Below are 24,546 nucleotides of genomic sequence, written 5' to 3' on the forward strand. Positions count from 1 at the left end.
GAAATGACCAAACGCGCGCCGATCAGGTCTGGGGATTGCGCCAGACGATGTCGCGGATCGCGATCTGCTTCGGGATCAGGCCGAGCTTGAAGAAGCGGTCGGCGACGCCCTGCTGGGTCGCGATGATGTCGTCGGTCACGGGTCCGACCGAGAAGCCCGCCCGCTTCGCCGCGATGGTCTGGATATCGAGCGGCACGCCGGTGACGGCGGCGAGCGATTTGGCGACCTCATCGGGATGCGCCTGCGCCCATGCCGCGCTCGACGTCGTGACATCGACGATCTGCTGCAGGATCGCGCCGCGATTGCGGGCGAAGTCGCGGTTGGCGATGTAGAACGAATTGGTCTTGGTGATGTCGCGCGTCTTGACCAGAATGCGACCGTTCTGCCTGGTCTCGGCGATCGCGAAATACGGGTCCCAGATCGCCCAGGCATCGATGCCGCCATTGGCGAAGGCGGGACCGGCGTCCGGCGGCGTCAGATAGACCGGCGTGATGTCGTCATAGGTGAGCCCGGCCTTCTCCAGCGTCTGGATCACGACATTATGCGCGCTCGATCCCTTGGTGAAGCCGACGCGCTTGCCCTTGAGATCGGCAATTGACGCGATCGCCGAATTCTGCGGCACCAGGATGCCGGAGCCATTGATGATGGGCTGAGCCGCGGCATAGACGATGGCCGCGCCCGCGGCCTGCGCGAAGATCGGCGGGGAATCGCCGACCGCGCCGTAATCGACGCTGCCGACATTCATCGCTTCCATCATCGGCGGACCCGAGGAGAACTCGACCCATTTCACGCCGATGCCCTGCGGCTTGAAATGATTTTCCAAAGCCTCGCGCTGCCGCGTGATAACGAGCACGCCGTTCTTCTGGTAGCCGATACGAATTTCCTTCGCGTCCGCCTGCGCCTTCGCACCGCGTGACAGCGCGGCGGCGGCTGTGACGAGCGACAGCTGGAGGAACTCACGACGCTTCATTCCAAACTCTCCTGACGATCAAGCGCGCTATCGCGCTGCACGATCATGCGATGTCAGGATGATGGGGCGCGCGAATGAAGCTGTCGAGCACCGCACAAAAATAGCGATGCCCGCACTTCGGTGCAGGCATCGCGCGTGCCGTTTCTTTTAAAGCTCCGAGCGCGTGTAGCGAATTATTTTCTTCACGCGATCGCGAGGCGGCTGCGCATTAATTGATCAGCCCGCAGCTGCTGCCTTCGAGCCGACATTGACAGCGAGTTTACCATAGCGGTCGGTGAACGCCTGGGTGTCGATCTCCTCGAGCTGGATCGAGCCGTCGAGCACGCCCTTCTTCCAGGCCTCGTGCTCGGGATCGTGCTGGAACTCCGGCATCACTTCCTTCGCGAACAGCTCGAGCGACTCGCAGATGTGCTCATGGGTGTTCTTGCCGGCCTGGTTGAGCAGGATCACCTGATCGATATGCGAGGCGCGGAAGCGCCGCAGCTTCTTGCGCAAGGTCTCCGGCGAGCCGATCAGGCCGCCGCGCAGCGCGGCCTCCTGCGCCTCCGGATTGTCGCGCTTCCACTTGTTATACTCGTCCCACATGTTGACGGTGCCGGGCGCCGGCCGCTGCCGGTTCTGTGCCTGGCCGTAATAGCGCAGCGCGAACTGGAAGAAGGTTGCGCCGTCGGCGCGCCGGCGCGCTTCCTCGTCGGTCTTCGCGCACATGAAGAACGAGACCAGCGCCATGTTCGGATTGATCTCGTAGTCGGCCAGCTTGTTCAGCCGCTTGGTGATCGCGTTGTAATAGGCGTGCACCCAGGCATGCGCCGCCTCGGCGCTGACGAACTGAAAGCCGAGCGCGCCAAACCCGTTCTGCCCGGCGCGTTCGATGGTCGGCAATTGCGAGCATGCCATCCAGAGCGGCGGATGCGGCTTCTGCACCGGCTTCGGCACGACATTGCGCAGCGGGATATCGAAATACTTGCCGTGATGCTCGGTGCCGACCTTGTTGAACATCGGGAAGATCGCTTGCACGGCTTCCTCGAACACCTCGCGCTTGGTCTCCATGTCGCGGCCGAACGGCGTCAGCTCGGTGATCGAGGCGCTCTCGCCCATGCCGAACTCGCAGCGGCCGTTGCTCAGGAGATCGAGCACCGCGACCCGCTCGGCGACGCGGGCGGGATGATTGGTGGTGAGCTGGAAGATGCCGTGGCCGAGCCGGATGTTTTTGGTGCGCTGGCTCGCGGCGGCAAGGAAGGATTCCGGCGCCGGCGAGTGCGAATATTCCTCGAGGAAGTGGTGCTCCACGACCCAGGCGTAGTCGTAAGCGAGCCGGTCGGCGGTTTCCAATTGCGTCAGCGCGTTCTGGTAGAGCCTGAGCTCGTCGCCGTCGTTCCAGGGGCGCGGCAGTTGCAGCTCGTAAAAGATGCCGAATTTCATGGAGTCACTCCCAAGGTCGCTTGCTCGACCACTTGTCGTGGTCTCGACCGCTTGTTGTTTTGGGGCAGTCTAGTGGCGCTCCGGATCAAGTCTAGCCTTGGGGGCGAAACCCCAATTCCGCGCAGCGGGAGACGGCTTGATCGGAACGCATGAATGTTTAGCTTGTGCTGGCCTGAGTCGCGGCGCTATCGGTCGCGCGCTCACTCTTCCGAAAGCCCATGACCACCTTCACGCCGCATCAGGACACTGCGCTGAAAGCCGTCGCCGACTGGCTGAAGGCCAAGCCCGGCCAGAACGGCACGCCGCCGGTGTTCCGCCTGTTCGGCTATGCCGGAACCGGCAAGACCACGCTCGCCCGCCACATCGCCGAAGGCGTCGACGGCGAGGTGAAGTTCGCGGCCTTCACCGGCAAGGCGGCGCTCGTCATGCGCAACAAGGGCTGCGACAGCGCCTCCACGATCCATTCCCTGATCTACCGCGCCCGCGAGTCCGGCGTCGAGCAGCCGAGCTTCGAGCTCTGGGACGATGCGCCGGCATCAAAGGCCAAGCTGATCGTGATCGACGAGTGCTCGATGGTCGACGCCGAACTCGGCCGCGATTTGACGTCGTTCGACTGCCCGCTGCTGGTGCTCGGCGATCCCGCGCAATTGCCGCCGATCCAGGGCGGCGGCTTCTTCACCGATGCCGAGCCCGACGCGATGCTGACCGAGGTGCACCGCCAGGCGCAGGACGATCCGATCGTGCGGATGTCGATGGACATCCGCGAGGGCCGCGAGCTCGAGATCGGCCGCCATGGCGAGAGCGAGGTGGTGTCGCGCAAGGAGCTCGATCCGGACCGCGTGATGAGCGCCGACCAGGTGCTGGTCGGCCGCAACAACACCCGCCGCGCCTACAACATGCGGGTGCGGCAGCGGCAGAACATCGAGGATCCGCTGCCGGTCGCCGGCGACAAACTGGTCTGCCTGCGCAACAACCGCAAGAAGGGCCTGTTCAACGGCGGCCTGTGGCGGGTCAAGGCGCGCGCGCAGTCCAAATCCAGGATCATCACCATGCGCGTGATGCCGGACGAGGATTTCGGCTACAAGGTCACCAAGGTCTCGGTGCGCGGCGAGTGCTTCGACGGCGGCGTCGAGGGCGTGCCGTGGGAGCAGCGCAAGCCCTATGACGAGTTCGACTACGGCTATGTGCTGACCGTGCACAAGTCGCAGGGCTCGCAATGGGACGACGTCGTGCTGTTCGACGAGAGCTTTGCCTTCCAGGACTCGCGCGCGCGGTGGCTGTATACGGGGATCACGCGGGCGGCGAAGCGGCTGAGCGTGGTGGTGTGACGTGCCGCGCACTTGTAGACCCGTCATCCTGAGAGACCGTGAATGTATGACTCTCGATGACGCAACATACCCGATGTCGTCCCGGCGAAAGCCGGGACGACGGGAGGAGAATCCCCAGCATTTCCCTCACGAAACCGTGTGGCCGGCGCCGTAACAAAACGCCTCCTCGCCCGTATTTTGAAGCGTCGGAGCCACCCGGCCTGATTGGCCAATGCCGGCTCCCGCTCTAGACTGGCCCCAATTGCGATCCCACGAGGAACCCATGCCCAAAAGCTCCCTCAGCCGCCTCTCGCTGTGCGCCGCCGCGATCGGCGCGCTGGCCGTCACAGCTTTTGCCGTTGCGCCCTCGCTTGCCGCCGAGGACGCCGTGATCATCCCGGCGCCGGCCGCGAGCGCGCCGGAATCCGGCATCAAGACCGCAGTGCTGGCCGGCGGCTGCTTCTGGGGTGTGCAGGGCGTATTCCAGCACACCGCCGGCATCGTCAGCGCGGTGTCCGGCTACTCCGGCGGCAGCAAGGCAAGCGCCGATTACGAGAAGGTCTCGACCGGCACCACCGGCCATGCGGAATCGGTCGAGATCAAGTACGACCCGCAGAAGATCTCCTACGGCAAGATCCTGCAGATCTTCTTTTCCGTCGTGCACGACCCGACCCAGCTGAACCGGCAGGGCCCGGATTCCGGCACGCAATATCGCTCGGCGATCTTCACCACCAGCGACGAGCAGAAGAAGGTCGCGGACGCCTATATCGTCCAGCTCAACGCGGCCAAGGTCTACAAGAAGCCGATCGTCACCAAGGTCGGCGCGCTCGAGGCTTTCTATCCGGCGGAGGGCTACCACCAGGACTATCTGACGCTGCACCCGAACCAGCCCTATATTGCGTATAACGACATCCCGAAGGTCGAGAACCTGAAGAAGATCTTCGCGGAGAACTACGTCGAGAAGCCGACGCTGGTGGGCAGCACCAAGGTCACCAACTGAGCATCTCGCAAAGGAGGTTGAATGTCCGATACCAAGACCGACGGCAAGGTCCGCAAGAGCGAGGCCGAGTGGCGCAAGGAATTGACGCCGATGCAGTACGCCGTGCTGCGCGAGAAAGCGACCGAGCGGCCCTTCACCGGCGAATACGAGCATGATCCCCGCAAGGGCACCTATGTCTGTGCCGGCTGCGGGCAGACGCTGTTCGAATCCGACCAGAAGTTCGATTCCGGCTGCGGCTGGCCGAGCTTCTCCAAGCCCGCGGTCGAGAGCCATGTCGACGAGGAGCGCGACATGAGCCACGGCATGATCCGCACCGAGGTGCTGTGCTCGAAATGCGACGGCCATCTCGGCCACGTCTTCAACGATGGCCCCGGCCCGACCGGCCTGCGCTACTGCATCAACTCGGCGGCGCTGAAGCTCGACGAGAAGAAGTGACGGCGCCCACCACGCCGCGCCCCACGCGACCAACAGGCCGGTCGCGTGGGGCTTTGTTTTGGCTCCGGCCCCAGCAACATCCTCGTGGATCGGCAAACGGCCTTAACGACTCGCAGGCCGGAATGTGCTTTGCTCGGTGTTCGCGGGGCCGTAGGCGTCTCGCCGTGCGGCTGCCGCCTGTTCTGAGGAGGGCGCCATGTCGCTTGGACTGATCCTCATCATCCTTTTGCTGATTATCCTGCTGGGCGGCTATAGCGGCCGAATTCGCGGCTATGGCTATGGCCTCGGCCACTCCGGAATGGGCCTTTTCGGGGTGATTTTGATCGTGGTCGCGATCCTGGCCTGGCTCGACAAGATTTGAGAGCCGTAAGTCATTGAAACAAAATGACTTATCTGGCCGGTGCCGGTGCTATGCGCGGATTCAGCATGTGCCCTGTCAGGGGCTCTTCTGGGGTCGCATTTTTGTCAAAGAGGCCTATATTAGGGGTCGAAATGACATGTACGGCGCGCCGCCGATAATAGGCCGCCGTCCCCCAAAATCCCTTTCGCAACGCCAACTGAAAAGAACACAAGAGGTCGTCGACCATGCGTCCCCTGCGTCCGTTCAACTATAACACATCCGCCGAACTGTTCCCCGCCGCGATCCGCAAGAAGAAGCGGGCGGGTTTCGCCTACCGCCGTTTCGGCACCGCTGCCGAGGCCGTGCAGTTCGCGATGGAGCAGCTGCCGGCGGACTCGCTGAACGGCGCCTATCTCCAGGTCGAGGAAGCCCGTTTCGACCAGAACGGCATCCGCTCGCTCTATGAGAGCGAGGCCTTCCCGCTGCCGCGTCGTCCGCGCCCGGCCGCCAGCCAGACCGACGCTGACGCCGCATAAGCTTTCTGCTCTTCGCTCAACGAAAAGCCCTCGGATCGATCCGGGGGCTTTTGTTTTTTAGGGTCACAATCTCGGCTGCTTGTCGAGCCAGCGCCGCAGCATCCGCACATTGCGGATATTGGCGCGGAACATGACGTCGAAGGCATCGCCCGCCACCGGCACCATGCCGATCACGCCGTCGACGGCGACGTTGGCGAGCATCCGCGCAGTGATGTGCCAGGGCGCGCCCAGCAACCGGGCCTCGCGCACCAGCCATAGCGAGATCGCGGTGGTGATGATATCGCCGACCACCGGGATCAGGCCGATCAGCCCGTCGATGCCGTAGCGCACATTGGTGCCCGGCACGATGAAGGCGACGTCGAGCAACTTTGCGATCGACTCCAGCCGCTGCAGCCGCTGCTCGCGAGTCAGATTGCCGAACGGGTTGGCGGTGGAGTTGCGGAAGTCGAACTGAAAGCCTTCCTGAAAACCTTGGAACTGCGGATGCAGCGGGCCATCGGCGAGCTCGCGCCCGTCCTGGTCGATGACCTTGCCGCGCGCCTGCGCGCCGCCAAAGGGCGGCCGCGATCGCGCGGCGTGGGGCGTGAAGATGTCGTCCTCGGTCATGGCCATCACATGGTAACGCAGGCAGGCGGTTCAAGTTGCGTCACATTACCACTGTGTCACCTTCAAGGCCTGTTACCTCGACGCTCTGCCGTGCTCGCTTCAGTAGACGCCCTTGTTCATCGTTCTGAGCCGCTGCGCCAGCGTCCTCATCACCTTCAGGGCAAAATGCGGCGTCTGGCTCACGAGGAAGAGAAACTGCTTTTCCGAGACCGGGACGAGTTCGACATCCGTGAGCGCCGTGGCGGTCGCACTCCTTGGCCCATTGTCGATCAACGCCATCTCGCCAAAGATCGTGTCAGGCGCGAGGTCCGCCATGGTCTTGTTGCCGACCTGAATGCGCACATAGCCGCTCTTGATCACGAAGAGCTCGTTGGCCTGCTCCCCCTCGCGAAAAATAATGCCGCCGGCTCGGACCAGGCGCGTTTCGATACTGTTGCCCGTCAGAAGGCTGAAGCTTGCATCTGCCACTCGAAATTCCTTTCCCCGAATCCGAAACGCAGATCCCGTACGTCCCGGTCGTCTGCAGCAACGGCTGAAATAAATGCGCGAACACAGAATGGAGCAGGCCCGGGATCGGCATCGCCACTGCCCCGGGCGGCCGCGGGTCGCGAGGACGAACGCGGACATGACATTGGGACTACGTTTGCATGACGATGATGTGACAGTTGTGTGAAGGTAGCCGGACCTCCGGCGTCTCGCGCGCTGATACGATTACTGCAAGGGGCGATCTATTCCGCGCCGGGCGTTGAGCGCGGCCCTTGTCCGATCGCGACGTGCTCATTTCGCGGTTGGGTCAGAAGTCGCCGAACGCGACTTCTGCTTTTCCCTTGGTACTGAGCACCTGCCCTAATGCTGGGAAGCCGGCTGCGCCGGCGCGTGCAGCTCTTCGGCATATTTGTGCGCCAGCCAGGACGTGATCACGCCCGGGATGAAGCCGACCATTCCGTACAGGATGAACTGCACCGCGCCGCTTTCGGAGCCGTGCGAGGCGTAGGTCAACGCCGCGCCGACGAACGCCACCGCACCAACGAGCAGCATCCGCACCACCGGCGCGATCCGCCTCACATGCATCAGGATGTCGTCGATCGCACCGAACATCAGCGACGGCACGATGCCGAACAGATAATTGTATTGCAGCGACTTCACGAACACGACGAGCAGCTTGGTCACCTCGCCGCCGCTGGTCTCGGTCCAGTAGCCGGACTGATAGGTGGTCATGAGCAGCAGCAGGAAGCCGCCGATGAACGGCCCGATGGCTGCGAAGATCAGATAGCGTTTCATGGCGTGCCCTTGCCCGACGTCAACCAAGTGTAACGCGGTCGCGCGACGGTTCTAGGGAAAAATCGAAAGTCGCGGCGATGTTCCGGAGCTCTGCACGTCGATGCGCTGCAACAGCCGCTGATCTTGCTGCGATACGGAATCGCCCGGACGAAGCCGGGCGACGACATTGCTGGCGACCGGGGCGAGAGCTAGGGCCGCTACTCACCCCACGCCGCGAACGCCTCGTTGAAGGCTCGCTCGCCGGGGGCGCCCTTTTCGATCGCGATGATGGCGCGGCGCTGGTTGGTGTAGACCAGCGGCACGTCGAACCACGAGCGCTCCTTCAAGAGTTGCAGATTGCGCGAGCGGTCGGCGTCGACATTGGAAAGGCCGACCAGGAAGAAGCCGTCGGTGACCTTGACCGCGAGCCCGGCCAGCGGCGTGCCGCGCGCCTGCTCGTTGGACTTCATCAGGATGCCCGGCACGTTGCCGACGCCGCCATTGGCGAAGTCCTGCGGCAGGATGAAGGTCAATTCCGCGGTATGGCTCGCCGGCAGCGATGAATCGGTGTTGCGGCGGAACGACATCGTCATCTTGAACTTGCGATCGGGAATGTCGATGTCGGCGCGCACGGCGATGTCGGGCTTCTGGTTGCCCGATCCCTTGACCTGCTCGGTGCGCCAGACCACCGAACCGACATACTGCTTGCCCTTCGGATCCGACGGGTCTTCGTCATACAGCACCACGCGCTGCGCCACCGGGGCGACCGTCTCGCCCGACGACGAGGGCTGGCCGACGCGGTCGGTGATCTTCTTGCTCGCAGGCGTCGACGCGGCATCCTTCGGCGCCTCGACCGGGGCCGAGGATTTGAACAGGCTGCTGACAAGGGTCATGGCCTGCTGCCGGAACAGGATGCCGGTGCCGACCAGGATCAGCAGGATGCCGATCACGATCGCGGTCTTGAACGGGAACATCGACCCGACGCGCGGCGGCTTCTTCGGCTCGCGCTCGCCGTTGCCGGCCCGCGACCGCTGCGGCGGCGGACCTTGCGGCGGCTGCGGGGTGTAGCGCTCGGCCTCCTCGATCGACTCGTCGTAGGAATACGGCGCCTCGGGATCGCCGCCGCGATTCTCAAGGCTCGGCTCGAGCCGATCGAATTCCGGCGAGGGCGACGGCACGTTGGCGTAGGTCTTGCGCGCGTTGCGGCTGGCTTGCGCCGCGGCACGGCCGAGATCGTCAGCATCGGCGGTGATGTCGCGGAAGCCGCGCACGCCCGGCGCGGCCGGCGGCACCGGCGGCGGCGCGCCTTCCGGACCGCGGCGGGGCGGGCCCGGCCGGGCCGGCGGCGCCTGGGTCTCGGGCGGGACCGGCGGGTTTTGCGGCCGCGGCGGGGCCGGCGGCGGCGCGTCGGGGCGCAGATTGCGCGGCGGACGGGGTTCGGCCGGGGGCCGCGGGCGCGCGGCAGTGTCGGCGGGACCGGGCTCGGGCGGCCGGGCATTGGCGCGGCTGCCGCGGACAGCGGCAGCGCCACCGGGACGCGAGGCCTCGCGGGCGCGCTGCGCGGCCTCGGACTCGACCTTGCGAACCGCCTCTTCCAGCGACAGCCGTTCGCGGGTGATCTCGGACTCGGAGAGCGGCGGCTGCACGCCGCGGAGCTGCTGGATCAACGCCGTTCGCGCCCGCGCATACAGCGCACGGCGGGCTTCGCCGGGGGCGTTGGGGTCCAATCCGGCGATGGCACGGGCGATCAGCGGGTAGTAGTCAGCCATTTCCACACAATTGGAGGGATATAGGTAATATCCCGTTAAGCCTCGAACGGATTCTGTACCAGAATAGTATCTTCACGCTCCGGGCTGGTGGACAGCAGGGCGATCGGACACCCCACCAGTTCCTCGACCCGGCGAACGTACTTGATGGCCTGGGCCGGCAGGTCCGCCCAGGACCGCGCATTGGCGGTCGGCTGTTTCCAGCCCTCGATGATCTCATAGATCGGCTCGACCCGGGCCTGCGCGCCCTCGCCCGCCGGCAGATGGTCGATTTCCTTGCCGTCGAGCTTGTAGCCGATGCAGACCTTGATGCTGTCGAACCCGTCGAGAATATCGAGCTTGGTCAGCGCCAGCCCGGCAATTCCGCAGGTGCGGACAGTCTGTCGCACCAGCATGGCATCGAACCAGCCGACCCGGCGCTTGCGCCCGGTATTGACGCCGAATTCCTTGCCGCGACGGCCGATTTCCTCGCCGATCTCGTCGTTCAGCTCGGTCGGGAACGGACCCTGGCCGACCCGGGTGGTGTAGGCCTTGCAGATGCCCAGCACATAGCCGACCGCGCCCGGGCCGAGGCCGGTGCCGGTCGCGGCCTGCGCCGCCACCGTGTTGGACGACGTCACATAGGGATAGGTGCCGTGGTCGACGTCGAGCAGCGCGCCCTGCGCGCCCTCGAACAGGATGCGCTTGCCCTCGCGGCGCTTGAGGTCCAGCAGCCGCCACACCGTCTCGGCATAGGGCAATAGCTTCGGCGCCATCGCCGACAGCTCGCTCAGGATGCTCTTGCCGTCGATCTCCGCGAGGTTGAGGCCGCGGCGCAGCGCATTGTGATGCGCCAGCAGGCGTTCGATCTTGTGCGGCAGGGTGTCGAGGTCGGCGAGATCCATCAGGCGGATGGCGCGGCGGCCGACCTTGTCCTCATAGGCCGGGCCGATGCCGCGGCGGGTCGTGCCGATCGAGGTGATGGCGTTGGACGATTCGCGCAAGGCGTCGAGCTCGCGATGCAGCGGCAGGATCAGCGTGACGTTCTCGGCGATCCGCAGATTGTCCGGTCCGACCGCGACGCCCTGCCCCTTCAGCTTGGCGACTTCGTCGAGGAAGGCCTGCGGATCGAACACCACGCCATTGCCGATCACCGCGAGCTTGTTCGCCCGCAGCACGCCGGAGGGCAGCAGCGCCAGCTTGTAGGTCTCGCCATTGATCACGAGCGTATGGCCGGCATTGTGGCCGCCCTGGAAGCGCACGACGATGTCGGCCTGTTCCGACAGCCAGTCGACGATCTTGCCCTTCCCTTCGTCACCCCATTGGGCGCCGACGACGACAACATTGGCCATTGCGAAGATGTTCCCTTCAGGTGTTTCAGACCATGATCGCGGCGAAAACGCGTCCGCCCACAGCGACCTGCATTGATATGCCCAGCCTAAATCGCGGCGCCCGGCCGCGCGCACGCAAGGCGCCTACCGGATAAAGGAAGCGGCTCGGCTGCGCAAGCAAGAAGGGGCTCGTTTACGCCTTTTAGACGACCTACAACCCTTTGATATCCCCATTAAATTCCATGCTGCGCCCGGCTGCGCCGGGCTGGCGGGAATTTAATGTTACGGCAACGTGACGCTGGATCTGCTGTGGATTGATCGCAGCTCCTATTACGGCGATCATTCACCTAGATTAACCGGCAGGGTCCATGCCCAATTCCACCCAAGCGACGATGGCGCTGCGCAAGCTCGGCATTGCCTTCAAGCTTCACACCTATGTCTACGATTCCAGCGCCGAGAGCATCGGGCTGCAGGCGGCCGAGGCGCTCGGCGTCGACCCGAATCGCATGCTCAAGACGCTGATGGCGGAGGTCGACGGCAAACCGGTCTGCGCCGTGGTGCCGTCCGACTGCGAGGTCAGCATGAAGAAACTTGCCGCCGCCCTCGGCGGCAAGTCGGCCAGGATGATGCGCCCGGCCGATGCCGAGCGGCTGACCGGCTATCATGTCGGCGGCATCAGCCCGTTCGGCCAGAAGAAGAAGGTGCCGACCGCGATCGACGAGACCGCCCTCACCCACGTCACGGTCTTCGTCAATGGCGGCCAGCGCGGCCTGCAGATCGAGATCGATCCGAACGACGCCGCGCTTGCCGCCGGCGCCACGATGAAGCCGCTGGTGGCGACGCAGGACTGAACCTACGCGAGACCGATCCTGCGCAAGACTGATCCGAAGACCGGTCGCCGCGATCAATGCGAGGATTTGTCCCTCATGAACTCCGCGCCGACGAAGTCGGACAGACCGGATAATTCCTCCGCCGTAATATCGTTGACGTTGAGCCGCAGCTGCATGATCGCGAGGTCGAGCAGATGCGCGGCGAAGCTTGCGCCGGCCGCCCTCACGATGCTGCGCTGCTCGATCAAGACAGCGATGACGTCGCGCAAACTGCGCATTTGCACTTGATCCATGGCCCTTTGCCCGGCGCTGGCCGTTGTTAGCTGAGTTGTCATTGGGATACCGATTGTAGTGTGCTGATGGACGCCGCACCCACGGTTGGGATGTACGGCAGATGCTCGGCTTCGTCGCCGAGATGCGGGATGCGCGGGCGCATCTCGCGGATTTCGATGTCGATGGTCATCGGCGGGGGAATCAGCGTCACCGAGGCTTTCGGCCACGGCGCCGGATTCGGGCTGACGCCGGTGAAGCGATAGGCCGCGGCGATCTCGAGCGCGAGCAGTTGCAGCTCGAGCATCGCAACCCCCATCCCGGCGCAGGCGCGCGGACCGGCGCCGAACGGGATGTAGGCGTCGGTGTTGTAGCGCCGCGTCAGCAGGAAGCGGTCCGGATCCTCGAAATGCCTGCCATCGCGCTGCAGCTGCCAGGGGCAGATCAACAGCGAGGTGCCGACCTTGAGATCGCGCCCACCGATCGTCACCGGCTGCATCACCTCGCGCGAGAACCACCAGGCGCTGGGGTAGAGCCGGCAGACCTCCTTGACCAACGTCGCGCTCAGATTGGCGCGCTTCACCGCCTCGAGCCGCAGCTCGCCGTCGTCGCCGAGGCACTCCGCCGCCTCGTCGGCAATCTCGTCCATCAGGGCGGGATTGGTGGCCATCTGGTAGAACATCCACGCCGCAGTCGAACCTGTGGTGTGATGGCCGGCCAGCAGCAATGTCAGGATCTCGTCCTCGAGATCGCGATCGGTCAGGCCGAGCGCCTCGAGATCGCGCAGCGCGCTGCTCGAGCCGGCCTTGCGGCGCAGGCGCTGCACCACCGTCGACATCGCAAGCTTGGCGCAGATCCGGTTCTTGCGCCGCCGATACCAGGCCACCGGACCGAACGGCAACGCGCGGAACATCTCTTCCGCAAGATCGTCCTCGATCGCGCCCACCGCCTGAACCAGGGCTTCCTCGTCGCCGGACGACATCACCTGGGAGCCGAAGATCGCGACGCAGATCGTCCGCAGCGCCAGCATCGCGGTGACATGGTGCGGATCGAACGATCCGAGCCGCGCCAGGCTGGCGCCGACCGCGCGGATCTCGGCGCACATATGCGGCAGGAATTTCTCGACGCTGCCCTTGGCCATGTGCTTCTGCAGCACCGCTCGGCGCCGCTTGTGCTCCTCGCCGCTCAGCATCAGCGAGCTGCGGCCGAGCACCGGCGTCAGCTTCTTGATCAGCTTGCCCTTTCCGATGTCGGTCTCCGGCGCCTTGAGAATCGGGCGCAGCAGATCCGGATCGTTCACCAGGAACACCGGCGCGGGACCGAGCTGCAACGGCACCAGCCCCAGCGCGGACTCGTTGCCGCGCGTCAGCAGCAGACGCAGCGGATCACGCTGGAATGCTCGAACGTCCGAGAACATGTGAAGCATCGTGGATCTCCAATTGCCGTCCAAGATCGAGGAATTTGGTCAGGCCGGGATTGGCGGCGAGACCGAGCGGAATTTCTCCGGCGAGCGCCGTCAGCGGGCGGCCCATGCGATCATTGCCGATCACCTGCGGCGGGCCGTAGCGGCGGGTGCGGATGTCCATGCGGGTGAGAAAACGCTCATAGGAGAGGTCGGCCAGCGCCACCAGCGCCTTCGCTCCGCGCAGCTCGGCGAAGCGGAACATCAGCGCGTAGGTCACGCGTGCGGCCTGCGACCTCGCAACGTTCGGCAGCACGCCGAAACGGCTGATCTCCCAGGCGTCGCGGCTGCTCGGAAAGCGACGCAGCGCAAGCTGCGGGAACACCGACCTGGTGAGATAGGGATAATCGGTGCGGATGGCCCGGAAGCCGCCGACGAGCTCGACGCCGGAGAACAACAGGCAGTGCTCGGTATACCAGCAGTCGAACTGATCGCGTTCGACATCCCCGACCGTGGTCAGAAGCCAGCCGCAATGGTCGACGAACAGGCGCTTGCGCAGCCGCAACATCGCCCCGACATGCGCCGGATCAAGCTCTTCCCTGGTAATGAGGGCGTGGTAGCCGTCCAATGAATGAAGCATTTGTCCCTTCCTCCAAATGCGGGAACATCTGGAACAAAAGGGGTTAACTGTGGTACCCCCTAAAACCGGGGGTATTCGTCAATGGGCCTGGTAGACGCGATTTCGACCATCGAGGCGTCGGATACCATCGACGAGCTCAGCTCGTCATTGCATCGCGTTGTCCAGAATTACGGCTTCTCGGGCTTTGCCTTTGTCGATGCCGGCCGGCCCGACCTTGATCTGCCCTATCATATCGGCACATTTCCCGATGCCTGGAAGCGAGCGTATGTGCAGAACGAGTTCGTTCATGCCGATCCGGCGCTGGCGCGGTCACGACGTACCAACACGCCGTTCAGCTGGAGCAGCCTGAAGCTGCCGGAGCGAAGCGGACGCAAGCGACCGCCCGAGGTCAAGACGATGGATGCCGCCCGGGAGTTCGGATTCAAGGACGGCTTCGTCGTTCCCTTCCACTATCGCGACCGGCTCGGCGCGGTGCATTCGAGCTCGACGGTGTTCTTCTGGGAAGACGAGCCGCGCGACTTCGACAAGCTGTTCGTCTGCCATCGCCATGAACTGCATCTGTTGATGATCTACTGGGTGCAGCGGGCGATGGACATCGTCAACCGCGACCAGCGCAACGCGCCGACCATCCTCAAGCCCGCGGACGCCGCCGAAACCATCAAGCTCACCGGGCGGGAAAAGGAAGTGATCGCCTGGGCGGCGCGCGGCAAGACCGTGGCCGACACCGCGCAGATCCTCGGCATTTCACCGGAGACGGTGGAAGGCTTCATCAAGCAGGCGCTGCGCAAGCTCGAGGCATCCAACAAGACCCATGGGGTGGCCAAGAGCATCGCGCTCGGAATCATCGATTTGTGAGCGGCGCCGCGCAGCCATGGCGGCGCTCCCGGGGCTGCCGCCATGCCGACCGCATCGCCCTGCCAGGACCAGACACCGCGATATGTGGCGCGGTCACACATCCGGTTGGGTTCATCTTCCCGATCGCCCCCTGATTGCATTCGCGCACGGTCTTGATAATAAGGGCCGTGGCCGGATGACGCTGATGCGAGCATCCCAGACCAGGGTGCGCACTCCGGTGCCCGTCCGGCGCGACTGCCCGGCCGGCGTCGAGGCGCGGATCATCCTGCACGTTGCCCGGTACGGCAGGACCCGTTGTCCAGCCGCTTGATCCGTAGAAGTCCCATCGCGACGAACCGCCGGTTCATTTGCTACCAACTTTTGTAGCGGAAATGCTGTCCACGGACCTAGCTGGAGATGGTCTGAACGCATCATGAGCACATCACAGGACGACCAGATCGACCAATTGGTGCAGGCGCGCTGGCGCGCCATCGGGCTGTCGCAGGCGGATCTCGCCGAGATCCTGTGCGCAGGGGCCTCCCTGCAAAAGAACGGCGTCGACGGCACGGTGAAGATCGATACCGGTCGCCTGGCGACGGTCGCCGAGATGCTCGGAATCGCCGCCGACATCCTCAATCGCCGGCCGGTCACGGCAGTGCCGACGCAAGCCGGCCAGACAGCGGAATCGCTGCAGTCCCTGCTCGAACTGCGCATGCTGCGGGTGTTTCGCGACGTGCAGGACCCCGACACCAAGCGGATCCTGATCGAGCTCGCCGAGCAGATCGTCAAGCGCCAGACCACGCCGCCGGAGACCGGCTAGGACCAAGCGTTCGATTCCCTGCGCGACCGGCCCGGGGCTGGCCCGGCCAGGCGCCGTCAGGCTGCCTTGGTGAGGGGGCCTTCGCGCATGGTCGCGATGCGTCTATCCCCATTGATGGAATGACGAAATCCGTGTCTGTGATCCGAGCCGGGGAGATCCATACCGGCCCGGCGGTGCCAGCCGGGCAGGCCGCGGCGTCGTGAACCCGGGCCCTCTTCATGTCTGCCTCCGATTCCACCACATCAACGCCTGCGGCCGGCTCCTGGATCGCCAACCAGCCCTATCTGCTGCTCTGCATCACCGCGACGTGCTGGGCCGGCAATGCGATCGTCGGCCGCCTCGCCGCCGGCCACATTCCGCCGGTGACGCTGTCGTTCCTGCGCTGGTCGGCGGCATTCCTGATCATCCTGCCGTTTGCCTGGAAGCACCTCGTCCGCGACTGGCCGGTGATCCGCAACAATCTCGGCATCATGGTGCTGATGTCGATCACCGGCATCAGCGCCTTCAACACGCTGCAATACTGGGCGCTCGAGCACACCCAGGCGCTCAACACGCTGCTGCTGCAATCCGCGGCACCGCTGGTGGTCGCGCTGTGGTCGCTGATCCTGCTCGGCGCACGGCTGACGCTGGCGCAATTGTTCGGCGTGCTGCTGTCGCTCGCCGGCGTGCTGGTGATCCTGCTGCACGGTGATCTCACGACGCTGTCGAAGATCGAGTTCAACAAGGGCGATCTGATCTTCATCGTCGCATTGGTGATCTTCGCGCTGTATTCGGTGCTGACCCTGAAGCGGCCCAAGATCCACGGCCTGTCGGTCGCCGCCTTCACCTTCGGCTGCGGCGCGCTGGTCCTGATCCCGCTCTACATCTGGGAACTCGGCACGCGTCCGGTGATGCAGCTTACGATCAACAACCTGCTGTCGCTGTTCTATGTCGCGGTGTTCCCCTCGACACTGGCCTATCTGTGCTTCAACCGCGGTGTGCAGCTGATCGGCGCCAACCGGGCCGCACCGTTCTTCCACATGGTTCCGGTGTTCGGCACCATCATGTCGATCGTGTTCATCGGCGAGCATCCGCAGGCCTTCCACTTCATCGGCTTCGCGCTGGTGCTGGCCGGCGTGTTCGCGGCGTCGCGGAAGCAGTCGGCCTGATCCCCCGCGGAGCGCGGTGACTATCGGCGGCAAATCCGCTATCTCCTAGGGTCTGCTTCGCAGACGGGTTTTACGCATGGCGCGCGCCAGCAATCTCTTGATCGGCACCCTGACGCTGGCCCTGATCGCCGGCTCGCTCGGCGGCTGGCTCGGCTATCAGCGCTATGCCGGCATCAAGCGGATGGTGCCGTTCCGCGTCATCTTCGAGGGCTCGGCCTCCGGCCTGCGCCGCGGCGGCAGCGTCAACTTCGCCGGCGTGCGGATCGGCGAGGTGGTCTCGATCAGGCTCGACCGGCACCGCGTGGTGGCGATGACGCGGATCGAAGGCAACGCCCCGATCAAGAAGGATACCCAGGCCGGCCTCGAATTCCAGGGCCTGACCGGGATCGCCTCGATCTCCTTCACCGGCGGCACCGACGATGCGCCGCCGCCGACGCTCGGCGCCGACGGCATTCCCGAACTGACGGCCGACGCCGAAGGCACGATGGGGATCCAGGAGAAGCTGCGGGTCGCGCTGCGCAATGTCGACCGCGTCATCAGCGAGAACGAGGCCGACATCAAGGACTCGCTGCTCGGGCTCGAGAACTTCACCAACTCGCTGTCCGGCAATGGCGAGCTGATCGCCGGCTTCATCGACGCCGCCGACGACGGCATCAGCGCGGTCGACGCCAAGATGAACTCGGCCGACAAGTTCCTGAAAAGCTTCGGCAGCGACAAATATGGCGGCGAGCTACTGCCGACCGTGATCTCGCTGCGCGAGCTGATCCAGAGCTTCGACAAGAAATCCGGCGCCATGATCGCCGAGACCCGCAAGACGCTCAGCGACGTCAGCCAGTCCGTCAACAAGTTCAACGAGAAATTTGTCGGGCCCGCCGGCAGGCGCTAGATCATGATGCGTTTCCATGGAATCGCATCATGATCTCATCTCTTTGTTTGAGCATGATCTTTTCGGAAAACCGGTATCCACTTTTCCGGATCATGCTCTAGTCTGGCCTTCCGACCAAGAACCAAGAACAACGGAAACGCTCAACGTGCACGACCGGACCGCAGCCCCCTCTCCGCCTCCCGTAACCGTCAACCGCGCAGCACCCGCCGTACCGCGGCATCTGCGGCGCTATCTCACGCTCGACGATTTCGAGCCGCAGGCGCGCCGGCTGCTGCCGAAATTCCTCTACGGCTACATCTCCGGCGGCGCCGAGACCGATATGGCCCGCACCGACAATCGCCGGGCGTTCGAGGAATACGGCTTCGTGCCGCGGGTGCTGCAGGACGTCTCCGGCCGCGACCAGACCACGACGCTGTTCGGCAAGACCTACGCCTCGCCGTTCGGCATTCCGCCGATGGGCTCGTCCGCGCTTTGCGCCTATCGCGGCGACATCGTGCTGACGCGCGCCGCTTCTGCCGCCAACATCCCGATGATCCTGTCGGCCTCCTCGCTGATCACGCTGGAGGACGTTCGCGCCGCCAATCCTTCGGCCTGGTACCAGGCCTATCTCGCCGGCCTTCCCGAGCGGATCGAGCCGCTGGTCGACCGTGTCGCAGCCGCCGGCTACGACACCTTCGTCGTCACCGCCGACGTGCCGGTGCCGCCCAACCGCGAGAACAATATCCGCAACGGCTTCCAGGTGCCGCTCGAGATCACGCCGCGGGTGTTCTGGGACACCATCACCCATCCCGACTGGCTGCTCAACACCTGGGCGCGCACCGTGTTCAACCACGGCATGCCGCATTTCGAGAACATGGACGCCAAGCAGGGCCCGCCGGTGCTGTCCAAGAATTTGATGCGCAACATCGGCAGCCGCGACCAGCTGGCCTGGAAGCATGTCGAGCTGATCCGCAAGCGCTGGCGCGGCAAGCTCGTGGTCAAAGGACTGATCTCGCCGGAAGACGCCCGGCTGGCGCGCGAGCATGGCTGCGACGGCGTCATGGTCTCCAACCATGGCGGCCGCCAGCTCGACTACACCGTCTCCGGCTTGCGCACGCTGCCGGAGATCGCGGCGCAGAAGGGCAACATGACCGTGATGGTCGACGGCGGCATCCGCCGCGGCACCGACGTGATCAAGGCGCTGGCGCTCGGTGCGGATTTCGTCTGGGTCGGGCGGCCGTTCCTCTATGCCGCCGTGGTCGCCGGCGAGGCCGGCGTGGCGCGCGCGATCTCGCTGCTGCATGCCGAGATCGACCGCGACCTCGCGTTGCTCGGCATCCGCAGCCTGAAAGAGATCACCCCGGACCTGGTGCGGAAGTTCTAGAGCGTTTTCGAGCGAAGTGGATACCGGTTCGCGTGAAGAAAACGCGTCACAACAAGAGTCCAAAGCATGATCCGGAAAAGTGCGAAGCGGTTTTCCGAAAAGATCATGCTCAAACAAGGAGCTAAAGCGCGATGATGATTCAACCCAATCTCATCGCGCTTTAGAGCCCCGTTGCGATTCTACCGGAACGGGAAAGGCTCCAGGCTCACGCATAGCGCGCCGCGCCCATGCAGAGCGCGGTGATCGCGAGCAGCCCGGCGGCGATGCGCTGGGCGACCGCCAGGCGCGAGCGCGCGGCTGAGGTATCGCCCGCGCTGCTGCGCAGCTGCCGGACCGCGCCGCCGCCGACGATGACCTGCACGGCGATCGCGGCCAGCGCCGCGATCGCGCCGCCCGCCAGAATCTGCTCCGACAGCCCGAACGAGCCTTCGTGGACCAGGCGCCAGAGCGTGCCGCCGGTCACGATCGCGACCGTCGCGGCGCCGATTTGCGGAAACAGCAGCTTTTCGCCGCCGAGGCCGCCGGTGCGCGCCAGAGTGAAGCTCGAGCCGGCCCAAAACACCGATGACAGGACGTGAAGGGACAGCGCTATGATGAGGGCGGTCTGCATGATGTCGCTCCGGATGGGCATTGGAAATTAGATATACATAATGTATAGTCAATCTGACGAAAGCAAGGCAAACCGATGCCGCCGCGCAGCTATGTGAGCCCGGCGCGCAGCGCCGCCGCCGCCGAGACCCGCGAGCGCGTGATCGAGGCCGCCTCGCGCACATTGCGCGACGAGAGCATCGCGCGCTTCTCGCTGGATACGGTGGCCAAGGCGGCCGGCGTGACCCGGCTGACCGTCTACAACCAGTTCGGCTCGCGGCGCGGGCTGCTCGAGGCGGTGTTCGACGAGATCGCGCGCCATGGCGGGCTGCACCAGCTCGCCGACGCCATGACGATGGCCGATCCGCGCGCCGCGCTCGACCGGATGGTCGAGATCTTCTGCGGATTCTGGAGTCGGGATTCCGCGGTCGGCCGGCTGCACGACGCGATGGCGACCGATCCCGAATTCGCCGAGGCCGTGCGCGAGCGCAACGAGCGCCGCCGCCGCGGCGTCACCGCATTGATCGACCGCATCGCGGGCAAGAGCGCGTCACAGCAGGCCCGCAGCGACGCGGTCGACCTGATCTTCGCGCTGACGAGCTATCCGACCTTCGCCTCGCTGAGCGCGGGGCGGTCGAGCGATGATGTCTGCCGTGTCGTGCAGAGCGCCTGCCACGCGGCGCTGCAGCCGCTCGCAAACCCGTCATCCTGAGGGTCGCTGTCCATCAACCGTCATTGCGAGGAGCGTTAGCGACGAAGCAATCCATCGTTCCACTACGCAGTGAAATGAATTGCTTCGCTACGCTCGCAATGACGGGATGGGAGCCGGCTCGTCGGCTACCCCATCTTGAACTTGCTGTAGGCCTCGCGCGTCGCGATGATGACGTGCTCCTCGCAGCCGTTGCGGCGATGCGGGTCGCAGCGGTCTTCGTAGTCGGCCGAGGTCATCATGTCGATGAAGGCGGCGACGCTCGGGTAGTAGACCAGCGCGAGATAATCCCAGCTCTGGCCGGCCGGCTCGCCGAGGGCGACAGTCTCGGCGCTGCCGGTCCACAACAGCGTGCCGCCGCGCGCCTTGATCATCGGGACGGTGAGCGCGCTGTAGCGCAAATAGGCATCCCAGCCCGAGCCGTCGCCGTCGAGCGACCGCGCGCGAAACCGCATCAGATTGACCATCACGACCGGCGCCTCGCGGTCCAGCTCGTTCAAGCCTTTGACGTTCAAGAGATCGACACCCATCACCCGCTCCCGCCCAAAGCCCGTCACTCCCGCCACATCGGTCCGGCCGCAACGATTATGTCACATCGCGGGACTAGCCTGAAATACCGCCGCGCCGTAAGCTCAGGTCAGCTCTCGGAGGTCAAGGCCGTGATGACCCTTCCAGAACTAGCGGCCGACGCGCTCGGCAAGTTCCTCGGCGAATACATGCAGCGCCGGTTCGGCTCTTCGCAGACCCAGCTGGTGGAAATGGTGCCCTCGATCGCCCGGATCGCGCTCGAATGCATCGGCAACAGCGACGCGCTCTATCACAATGTCGAGCACACCATGCTGGTGACGCTGGCCGGCCACGACATCCTGCGCGGCCGCGCGCTGCACTCGCATATGAGCGCCGAAGACTATGCCCATGTCATCATCGCCTGCCTCACCCATGACATCGGCTATGTGCGCGGGCTGTTCGAGGCCGACGGCCAGGACGGCTATCTGGTCGAGGCCGACGGCCGCAAGATCATCCTGCCGCGCGGGTCGTCGGATGCGGCGCTGATGTCCTACCACGTCGACCGCTCCAAGATCTTCGTGATAGAGCGGCTCAAGGGCGTCACCCTGCTCGACAAGGAGCGCATTGTGCGTGCCATCGAAGGCACCCGCTTTCCGCTGAGCGCCCCTGATGACGACGAGGATTTCGGTGAAGAGGCCACCCTGCTGCGGGCCGCCGATTTGATCGGCCAGCTCGGCGATCCCCACTACATCCGCAAGGCCAACGCGCTGTACATCGAATTCGAGGAGGCCGGACTGAACCGCCAGCTCGGCTACGATTCGCCGGCCGATCTCGTCGACCGCTATCCGCGGTTCTACTGGGACAGCGTCGCCCCGCATGTGCAGAAGGCGATCCGCTACCTCAACATCACCTCGAGCGGACGGCAATGGATCGCCAATCTCTACAGCAACGTGTTTCGCGCCGAGCGCGACATCTCGCTGTCGGGGCCGCAGAAATAGGCAGGGATGCAGCGCAATCTCTCCGCTCGTCGTCCCGGCTTTCGCCGGGACGACATCGAGTATGTTGCGGCATCGAGAGGCATTCATTCACGGTCTCTCAGGATGACGGGTTCGGTTATTCCGCGGCAGTGTGGCTTCCGCGTCAGATTGAGCGCCCGCGCATGGCTCCAATCCGCTCTTTCGTCTTGTCGCGGCGCCGGATTCGGGCACAACATCCGCCCGATAATGACCGCCTTGCCCGCACCTGCCACAACCCCACGCCGCTCGCCGCTCAGCTGGCTCAATAACCAGCCCTATCTGCTGCTCAGCCTGACATCGCTGTTCTGGGCCGCCAACATCGTGCTGGCGCGGCATGTCGGCAGCCATGTGCCGCCGGTCACGCTGACCACGATCCGCTGGTTCGGCGTCTTCCTGATCCTGTTGCCGTTCGCCTGGCCGCATCTGAAGCTGGACTGGCCGAAGCTGCGCGGCGCCCTGCCGCTGATGCTGCTGCTGTCCGCGGTCGGCTTCGCCTTCAACAACGCGATCTCCTACTGGGCGATGCAGTATACCGAGGCGCTCAACGCGCTCTTGATCCAGTCGGCGGGGCCGCTGTTCGTGGCGCTGTGGTCACTGATCCTGTTCGGCGTGCGGCTGACGCCGGCGCAGCTGGCCGGCATCGCGATCTCGCTGGCCGGCGTGCTGACCATCATCCTGCGCGGCGACTTCTCCGCGCTCGCCGGCATCAGCTTCAACCGTGGCGACATCATGTTCGGCGCCTCGCTGGTGTCGTTCGGACTCTATTCGGCGCTGATCCCGCGGCGGCCGAAAATCCACCAGCTCTCGCTGATCTCGTTCACCACCTGCTGCGGTGCGCTGATGCTGCTGCCGGTGGCGGCCTGGGAGTTCGCCAACGGCGTGACGCTGAAGTTCGACTTGCTGACCGGCGCAACGCTCGCCTATGTGCTGATCTTCCCGTCCACGCTCGCCTATCTGTTCTTCAACCGCGGCGTCGCGCTGATCGGTCCGAACCGCGCCGCGCCGTTCTTCCATCTGGTGCCGGTGTTCGGCTCGGCGATGGCGATCCTGCTGCTCGGCGAGACGCTCGCGCCGTTCCATCTGATCGGCTACGCGCTGGTGCTCGCCGGCGTCATCATCGCCTCGCGGCAAGGATCGGCCAAGACGTCGGCGAAGCGCGAGGCCGTGAACCCATAAATCTGCCGGGCGGACAGCTTGCCAAAGTCTGCTATAGCACCGATAGCGACCAAATTCTGCAGCGCAGCTAAATGACGCGATGGGCCAATAGGCAACTTCGGTACATTTTGACGTACCGCCCAAAGGAACGACATCTCCGTGGACGCGTTTGAAGATGGGCGTCGTGGAGCTAAAACATGGATCGACAAGCCGAAGTCGAACACCTTGCGCAGTCCGACAGGCATATCGCGACCGCCGAGCAACACATCACGAAGCAACGACTTTTACTTGATAATTTGCGGGCGGAAGGTCACGACACCAAAGTTGCGGAGGAGATGCTCACGGGCTTTGAGCACAATCTAAAGACGCTGCGTGAGCATCGAGCGATAATTGTCAAAACGATTGAGCAGATCGACGAGGGGCTGGCTTGATCACCGGACGTTACGGTTCGGCCGAATCGGCTCCCTGTTTTCCCCATGCGGGAGCTGGCCAACTAACAAGGTTGCCTTGAAGCCCTTCCTCGGTCTCCTCGATGGCCCTAACGATAAGCTCGCGGTGTTCTTGCATTACCTGTAGATTGGCCTCGAATACCCGCAACGTTTCCTCCGCGAGCTTCGTGTCTTGGCCGCTGCATCGTAGGTTCTCGATCAAGGCCACTTGCTCCCTGATCACGCATTCAGCCTTTGCTACGTGTTTATTGGCAATAGATAGCTGTTGCCGCTCAAAAGAGCGCCGCTCCTGCGCCTTCCTTTTTCTATCGATAGCTGCTTGCATCCGAAAGCCGTGAGGCTGCTGAGGTAATGGTTTTTTGATCTCGCGCTGCTTGGTTTTTGGAATGTTTGGTCGAGGATTTTCCGAAAGCACTTTGCGGCCCAGCGCAATGGCTGCGCGTCCCGACGCCAGGTGACGAGCGTCGTGCTCTCTGTCGAGCGACGAGAGACGGAAAAAGCGGAAACCTGGCAACACCATCCCGGCGCTCCCTGTCGTAGGCGGAAGCGCGACCGGCCCCAGTCGGGGGGACGCGGAACCGCCGCCGACGACAAGGGCACTTTACTGGAATTAGGGCACTGAATACAGCGAAGCGGGCGGCAGTTCACTTGAGGCGCCTTCGCCGGAACGGCGCCCCCCCCCCCCCCGCGTTATCTGGCATGGCACAGGACCTTGAGACACTGTTCGCGCGTGCCGACGCCGCTATACAGCGTTCCAGACAGCTGGCGGAGGCTGTTTCTGCAGCGCATAAACGCCTGCTGGACCAAATATCCGCGCGACGACTATTGGGCTTCAGTCCCGCTGATCGGAAGGTGAGGTACCCGCAGGATTTTCCTGAAACGCGCCCTGCCTCTCAGCCGTTTCCAGCCCAAGCTGACGATAGCGGGACCTAGCGCTTTCGGCACGAACGATAGTAGCTCTCACCTCCCGGGCTACC

The 24,546-nt window shown here is 64.4% G+C and carries 28 protein-coding genes; 15 read left to right on the forward strand and 13 right to left on the reverse strand.

The genetic code is table 11. The features are described 5' to 3' along the window. Positions 1-22: 22 nt before the first annotated feature. Positions 23-970: a sulfonate ABC transporter substrate-binding protein gene (locus ACVMB1_RS27565; RefSeq protein ID WP_141342577.1), complete on the reverse strand. Its 948-nt coding sequence runs from the start codon at positions 968-970 to the stop codon at positions 23-25. A gap of 216 nt (positions 971-1,186) precedes the next feature. Continuing rightward, positions 1,187-2,392 carry an LLM class flavin-dependent oxidoreductase gene (locus ACVMB1_RS27570; RefSeq protein ID WP_076829994.1) on the reverse strand — a complete coding sequence of 402 codons (1,206 nt, stop codon included), beginning with the start codon at positions 2,390-2,392 and terminating at the stop codon, positions 1,187-1,189. A 218-nt stretch (positions 2,393-2,610) separates the two neighbouring features. Between ACVMB1_RS27570 and ACVMB1_RS27575 the strand changes: the two genes are divergently transcribed. The 5 genes from ACVMB1_RS27575 to ACVMB1_RS27595 all read left to right on the forward strand — a co-directional run bounded on the left by ACVMB1_RS27575 (position 2,611) and on the right by ACVMB1_RS27595 (position 6,010). Then, on the forward strand, positions 2,611-3,720 hold the full coding sequence (locus ACVMB1_RS27575) for an ATP-dependent DNA helicase (protein ID WP_456849387.1): 1,110 nt from the start codon (positions 2,611-2,613) through the stop codon (positions 3,718-3,720). Between the two features lie 262 nt (positions 3,721-3,982). Further along, a complete protein-coding gene (msrA, locus tag ACVMB1_RS27580; protein WP_076829991.1) occupies positions 3,983-4,699 on the forward strand; it encodes a peptide-methionine (S)-S-oxide reductase MsrA in 717 nt (238 codons plus the stop codon). Between the two features lie 21 nt (positions 4,700-4,720). Beyond that, positions 4,721-5,134, forward strand: a complete 414-nt coding sequence (gene msrB / locus ACVMB1_RS27585) for a peptide-methionine (R)-S-oxide reductase MsrB (RefSeq protein WP_057017314.1) — start codon at positions 4,721-4,723, stop codon at positions 5,132-5,134. Positions 5,135-5,330: 196 nt separating this feature from the next. Further along, positions 5,331-5,495, forward strand: a complete 165-nt coding sequence (locus tag ACVMB1_RS27590; RefSeq protein WP_016844323.1) for a DUF3309 family protein — start codon at positions 5,331-5,333, stop codon at positions 5,493-5,495. 224 nt (positions 5,496-5,719) lie between these two features. After that, positions 5,720-6,010, forward strand: coding sequence for a hypothetical protein (locus tag ACVMB1_RS27595; RefSeq protein WP_016844322.1), 291 nt, complete (start codon positions 5,720-5,722; stop codon positions 6,008-6,010). Between the two features lie 63 nt (positions 6,011-6,073). Here the strand turns inward: ACVMB1_RS27595 and ACVMB1_RS27600 are convergent, their stop codons facing one another. The 5 genes from ACVMB1_RS27600 to ACVMB1_RS27620 all read right to left on the reverse strand — a co-directional run bounded on the left by ACVMB1_RS27600 (position 6,074) and on the right by ACVMB1_RS27620 (position 10,973). Then, positions 6,074-6,622 carry a DUF4112 domain-containing protein gene (locus ACVMB1_RS27600; RefSeq protein ID WP_076829988.1) on the reverse strand — a complete coding sequence of 183 codons (549 nt, stop codon included), beginning with the start codon at positions 6,620-6,622 and terminating at the stop codon, positions 6,074-6,076. A gap of 93 nt (positions 6,623-6,715) precedes the next feature. Beyond that, positions 6,716-7,084 carry a Crp/Fnr family transcriptional regulator gene (locus ACVMB1_RS27605; protein WP_244558901.1) on the reverse strand — a complete coding sequence of 123 codons (369 nt, stop codon included), beginning with the start codon at positions 7,082-7,084 and terminating at the stop codon, positions 6,716-6,718. 378 nt (positions 7,085-7,462) lie between these two features. Continuing rightward, positions 7,463-7,897: a DUF5413 family protein gene (locus ACVMB1_RS27610; protein ID WP_028343492.1), complete on the reverse strand. Its 435-nt coding sequence runs from the start codon at positions 7,895-7,897 to the stop codon at positions 7,463-7,465. Positions 7,898-8,094: 197 nt separating this feature from the next. Beyond that, the gene (locus tag ACVMB1_RS27615; protein WP_456782586.1) at positions 8,095-9,645 is read right to left on the reverse strand and encodes a hypothetical protein; all 1,551 of its coding nucleotides are present in this window, start codon (positions 9,643-9,645) and stop codon (positions 8,095-8,097) included. Between the two features lie 35 nt (positions 9,646-9,680). Continuing rightward, positions 9,681-10,973: an adenylosuccinate synthase gene (locus ACVMB1_RS27620; RefSeq protein ID WP_076829982.1), complete on the reverse strand. Its 1,293-nt coding sequence runs from the start codon at positions 10,971-10,973 to the stop codon at positions 9,681-9,683. A 347-nt stretch (positions 10,974-11,320) separates the two neighbouring features. On the opposite strand from ACVMB1_RS27620, the gene ybaK reads away from it, so the two are divergent. Next, positions 11,321-11,803, forward strand: coding sequence for a Cys-tRNA(Pro) deacylase (gene ybaK / locus ACVMB1_RS27625; RefSeq protein ID WP_076829980.1), 483 nt, complete (start codon positions 11,321-11,323; stop codon positions 11,801-11,803). Positions 11,804-11,856: 53 nt separating this feature from the next. Here the strand turns inward: ybaK and ACVMB1_RS27630 are convergent, their stop codons facing one another. The 3 genes from ACVMB1_RS27630 to ACVMB1_RS27640 are packed head-to-tail and all read right to left on the reverse strand — an operon-like array spanning position 11,857 to position 14,094. Beyond that, on the reverse strand, positions 11,857-12,060 hold the full coding sequence (locus ACVMB1_RS27630; protein ID WP_244558900.1) for a hypothetical protein: 204 nt from the start codon (positions 12,058-12,060) through the stop codon (positions 11,857-11,859). Between the two features lie 53 nt (positions 12,061-12,113). Continuing rightward, positions 12,114-13,478 carry a cytochrome P450 gene (locus ACVMB1_RS27635; RefSeq protein ID WP_246786783.1) on the reverse strand — a complete coding sequence of 455 codons (1,365 nt, stop codon included), beginning with the start codon at positions 13,476-13,478 and terminating at the stop codon, positions 12,114-12,116. Next, positions 13,438-14,094 (reverse strand): acyl-homoserine-lactone synthase, encoded by a 657-nt coding sequence (locus tag ACVMB1_RS27640; protein WP_076829968.1) that lies wholly within the window; start codon positions 14,092-14,094, stop codon positions 13,438-13,440. The genes ACVMB1_RS27635 and ACVMB1_RS27640 overlap by 41 nt, the downstream gene beginning before the upstream one ends. An 81-nt stretch (positions 14,095-14,175) precedes the next feature. Between ACVMB1_RS27640 and ACVMB1_RS27645 the strand changes: the two genes are divergently transcribed. The 5 genes from ACVMB1_RS27645 (at position 14,176) to ACVMB1_RS27665 (ending at position 19,145) form a co-directional block, all read left to right on the forward strand. Continuing rightward, positions 14,176-14,949, forward strand: coding sequence for a helix-turn-helix transcriptional regulator (locus tag ACVMB1_RS27645; protein ID WP_016842683.1), 774 nt, complete (start codon positions 14,176-14,178; stop codon positions 14,947-14,949). Between the two features lie 412 nt (positions 14,950-15,361). Then, a complete protein-coding gene (locus tag ACVMB1_RS27650) occupies positions 15,362-15,748 on the forward strand; it encodes a hypothetical protein (RefSeq protein ID WP_076829965.1) in 387 nt (128 codons plus the stop codon). A gap of 218 nt (positions 15,749-15,966) precedes the next feature. Beyond that, positions 15,967-16,896: a DMT family transporter gene (locus ACVMB1_RS27655; protein ID WP_057015611.1), complete on the forward strand. Its 930-nt coding sequence runs from the start codon at positions 15,967-15,969 to the stop codon at positions 16,894-16,896. Between the two features lie 76 nt (positions 16,897-16,972). Further along, complete coding sequence (locus ACVMB1_RS27660; protein WP_057015610.1) at positions 16,973-17,782, forward strand: MlaD family protein; 810 nt, start codon at positions 16,973-16,975, stop codon at positions 17,780-17,782. 145 nt (positions 17,783-17,927) lie between these two features. Further along, entirely contained in the window at positions 17,928-19,145 is a 1,218-nt protein-coding gene (locus tag ACVMB1_RS27665) for an alpha-hydroxy acid oxidase (RefSeq protein WP_307720399.1), read from the forward strand. A gap of 205 nt (positions 19,146-19,350) precedes the next feature. Here ACVMB1_RS27665 and ACVMB1_RS27670 read toward each other — a convergent pair whose 3' ends face one another. Continuing rightward, positions 19,351-19,755, reverse strand: a complete 405-nt coding sequence (locus ACVMB1_RS27670) for a hypothetical protein (protein WP_076830096.1) — start codon at positions 19,753-19,755, stop codon at positions 19,351-19,353. Positions 19,756-19,830: 75 nt separating this feature from the next. Between ACVMB1_RS27670 and ACVMB1_RS27675 the strand changes: the two genes are divergently transcribed. Then, entirely contained in the window at positions 19,831-20,445 is a 615-nt protein-coding gene (locus ACVMB1_RS27675; protein ID WP_076829962.1) for a TetR/AcrR family transcriptional regulator, read from the forward strand. Between the two features lie 125 nt (positions 20,446-20,570). Here ACVMB1_RS27675 and ACVMB1_RS27680 read toward each other — a convergent pair whose 3' ends face one another. After that, a complete protein-coding gene (locus ACVMB1_RS27680; protein WP_076829959.1) occupies positions 20,571-20,972 on the reverse strand; it encodes a DUF1330 domain-containing protein in 402 nt (133 codons plus the stop codon). A gap of 129 nt (positions 20,973-21,101) precedes the next feature. Here ACVMB1_RS27680 and ACVMB1_RS27685 point away from each other — a divergent pair, with 129 nt between their 5' ends. The 3 genes from ACVMB1_RS27685 to ACVMB1_RS27695 all read left to right on the forward strand — a co-directional run bounded on the left by ACVMB1_RS27685 (position 21,102) and on the right by ACVMB1_RS27695 (position 23,551). After that, a complete protein-coding gene (locus ACVMB1_RS27685) occupies positions 21,102-21,947 on the forward strand; it encodes a metal-dependent phosphohydrolase (protein ID WP_076830093.1) in 846 nt (281 codons plus the stop codon). 225 nt (positions 21,948-22,172) lie between these two features. Beyond that, on the forward strand, positions 22,173-23,141 hold the full coding sequence (locus tag ACVMB1_RS27690; RefSeq protein ID WP_076829957.1) for a DMT family transporter: 969 nt from the start codon (positions 22,173-22,175) through the stop codon (positions 23,139-23,141). Between the two features lie 176 nt (positions 23,142-23,317). Then, the gene (locus ACVMB1_RS27695; protein ID WP_057015605.1) at positions 23,318-23,551 is read left to right on the forward strand and encodes a hypothetical protein; all 234 of its coding nucleotides are present in this window, start codon (positions 23,318-23,320) and stop codon (positions 23,549-23,551) included. A gap of 10 nt (positions 23,552-23,561) precedes the next feature. Here the strand turns inward: ACVMB1_RS27695 and ACVMB1_RS27700 are convergent, their stop codons facing one another. After that, entirely contained in the window at positions 23,562-24,089 is a 528-nt protein-coding gene (locus ACVMB1_RS27700; protein WP_141342808.1) for a hypothetical protein, read from the reverse strand. Positions 24,090-24,546: the final 457 nt, after the last annotated feature.

This window comes from Bradyrhizobium sp. USDA 4504, assembly GCF_054063995.1.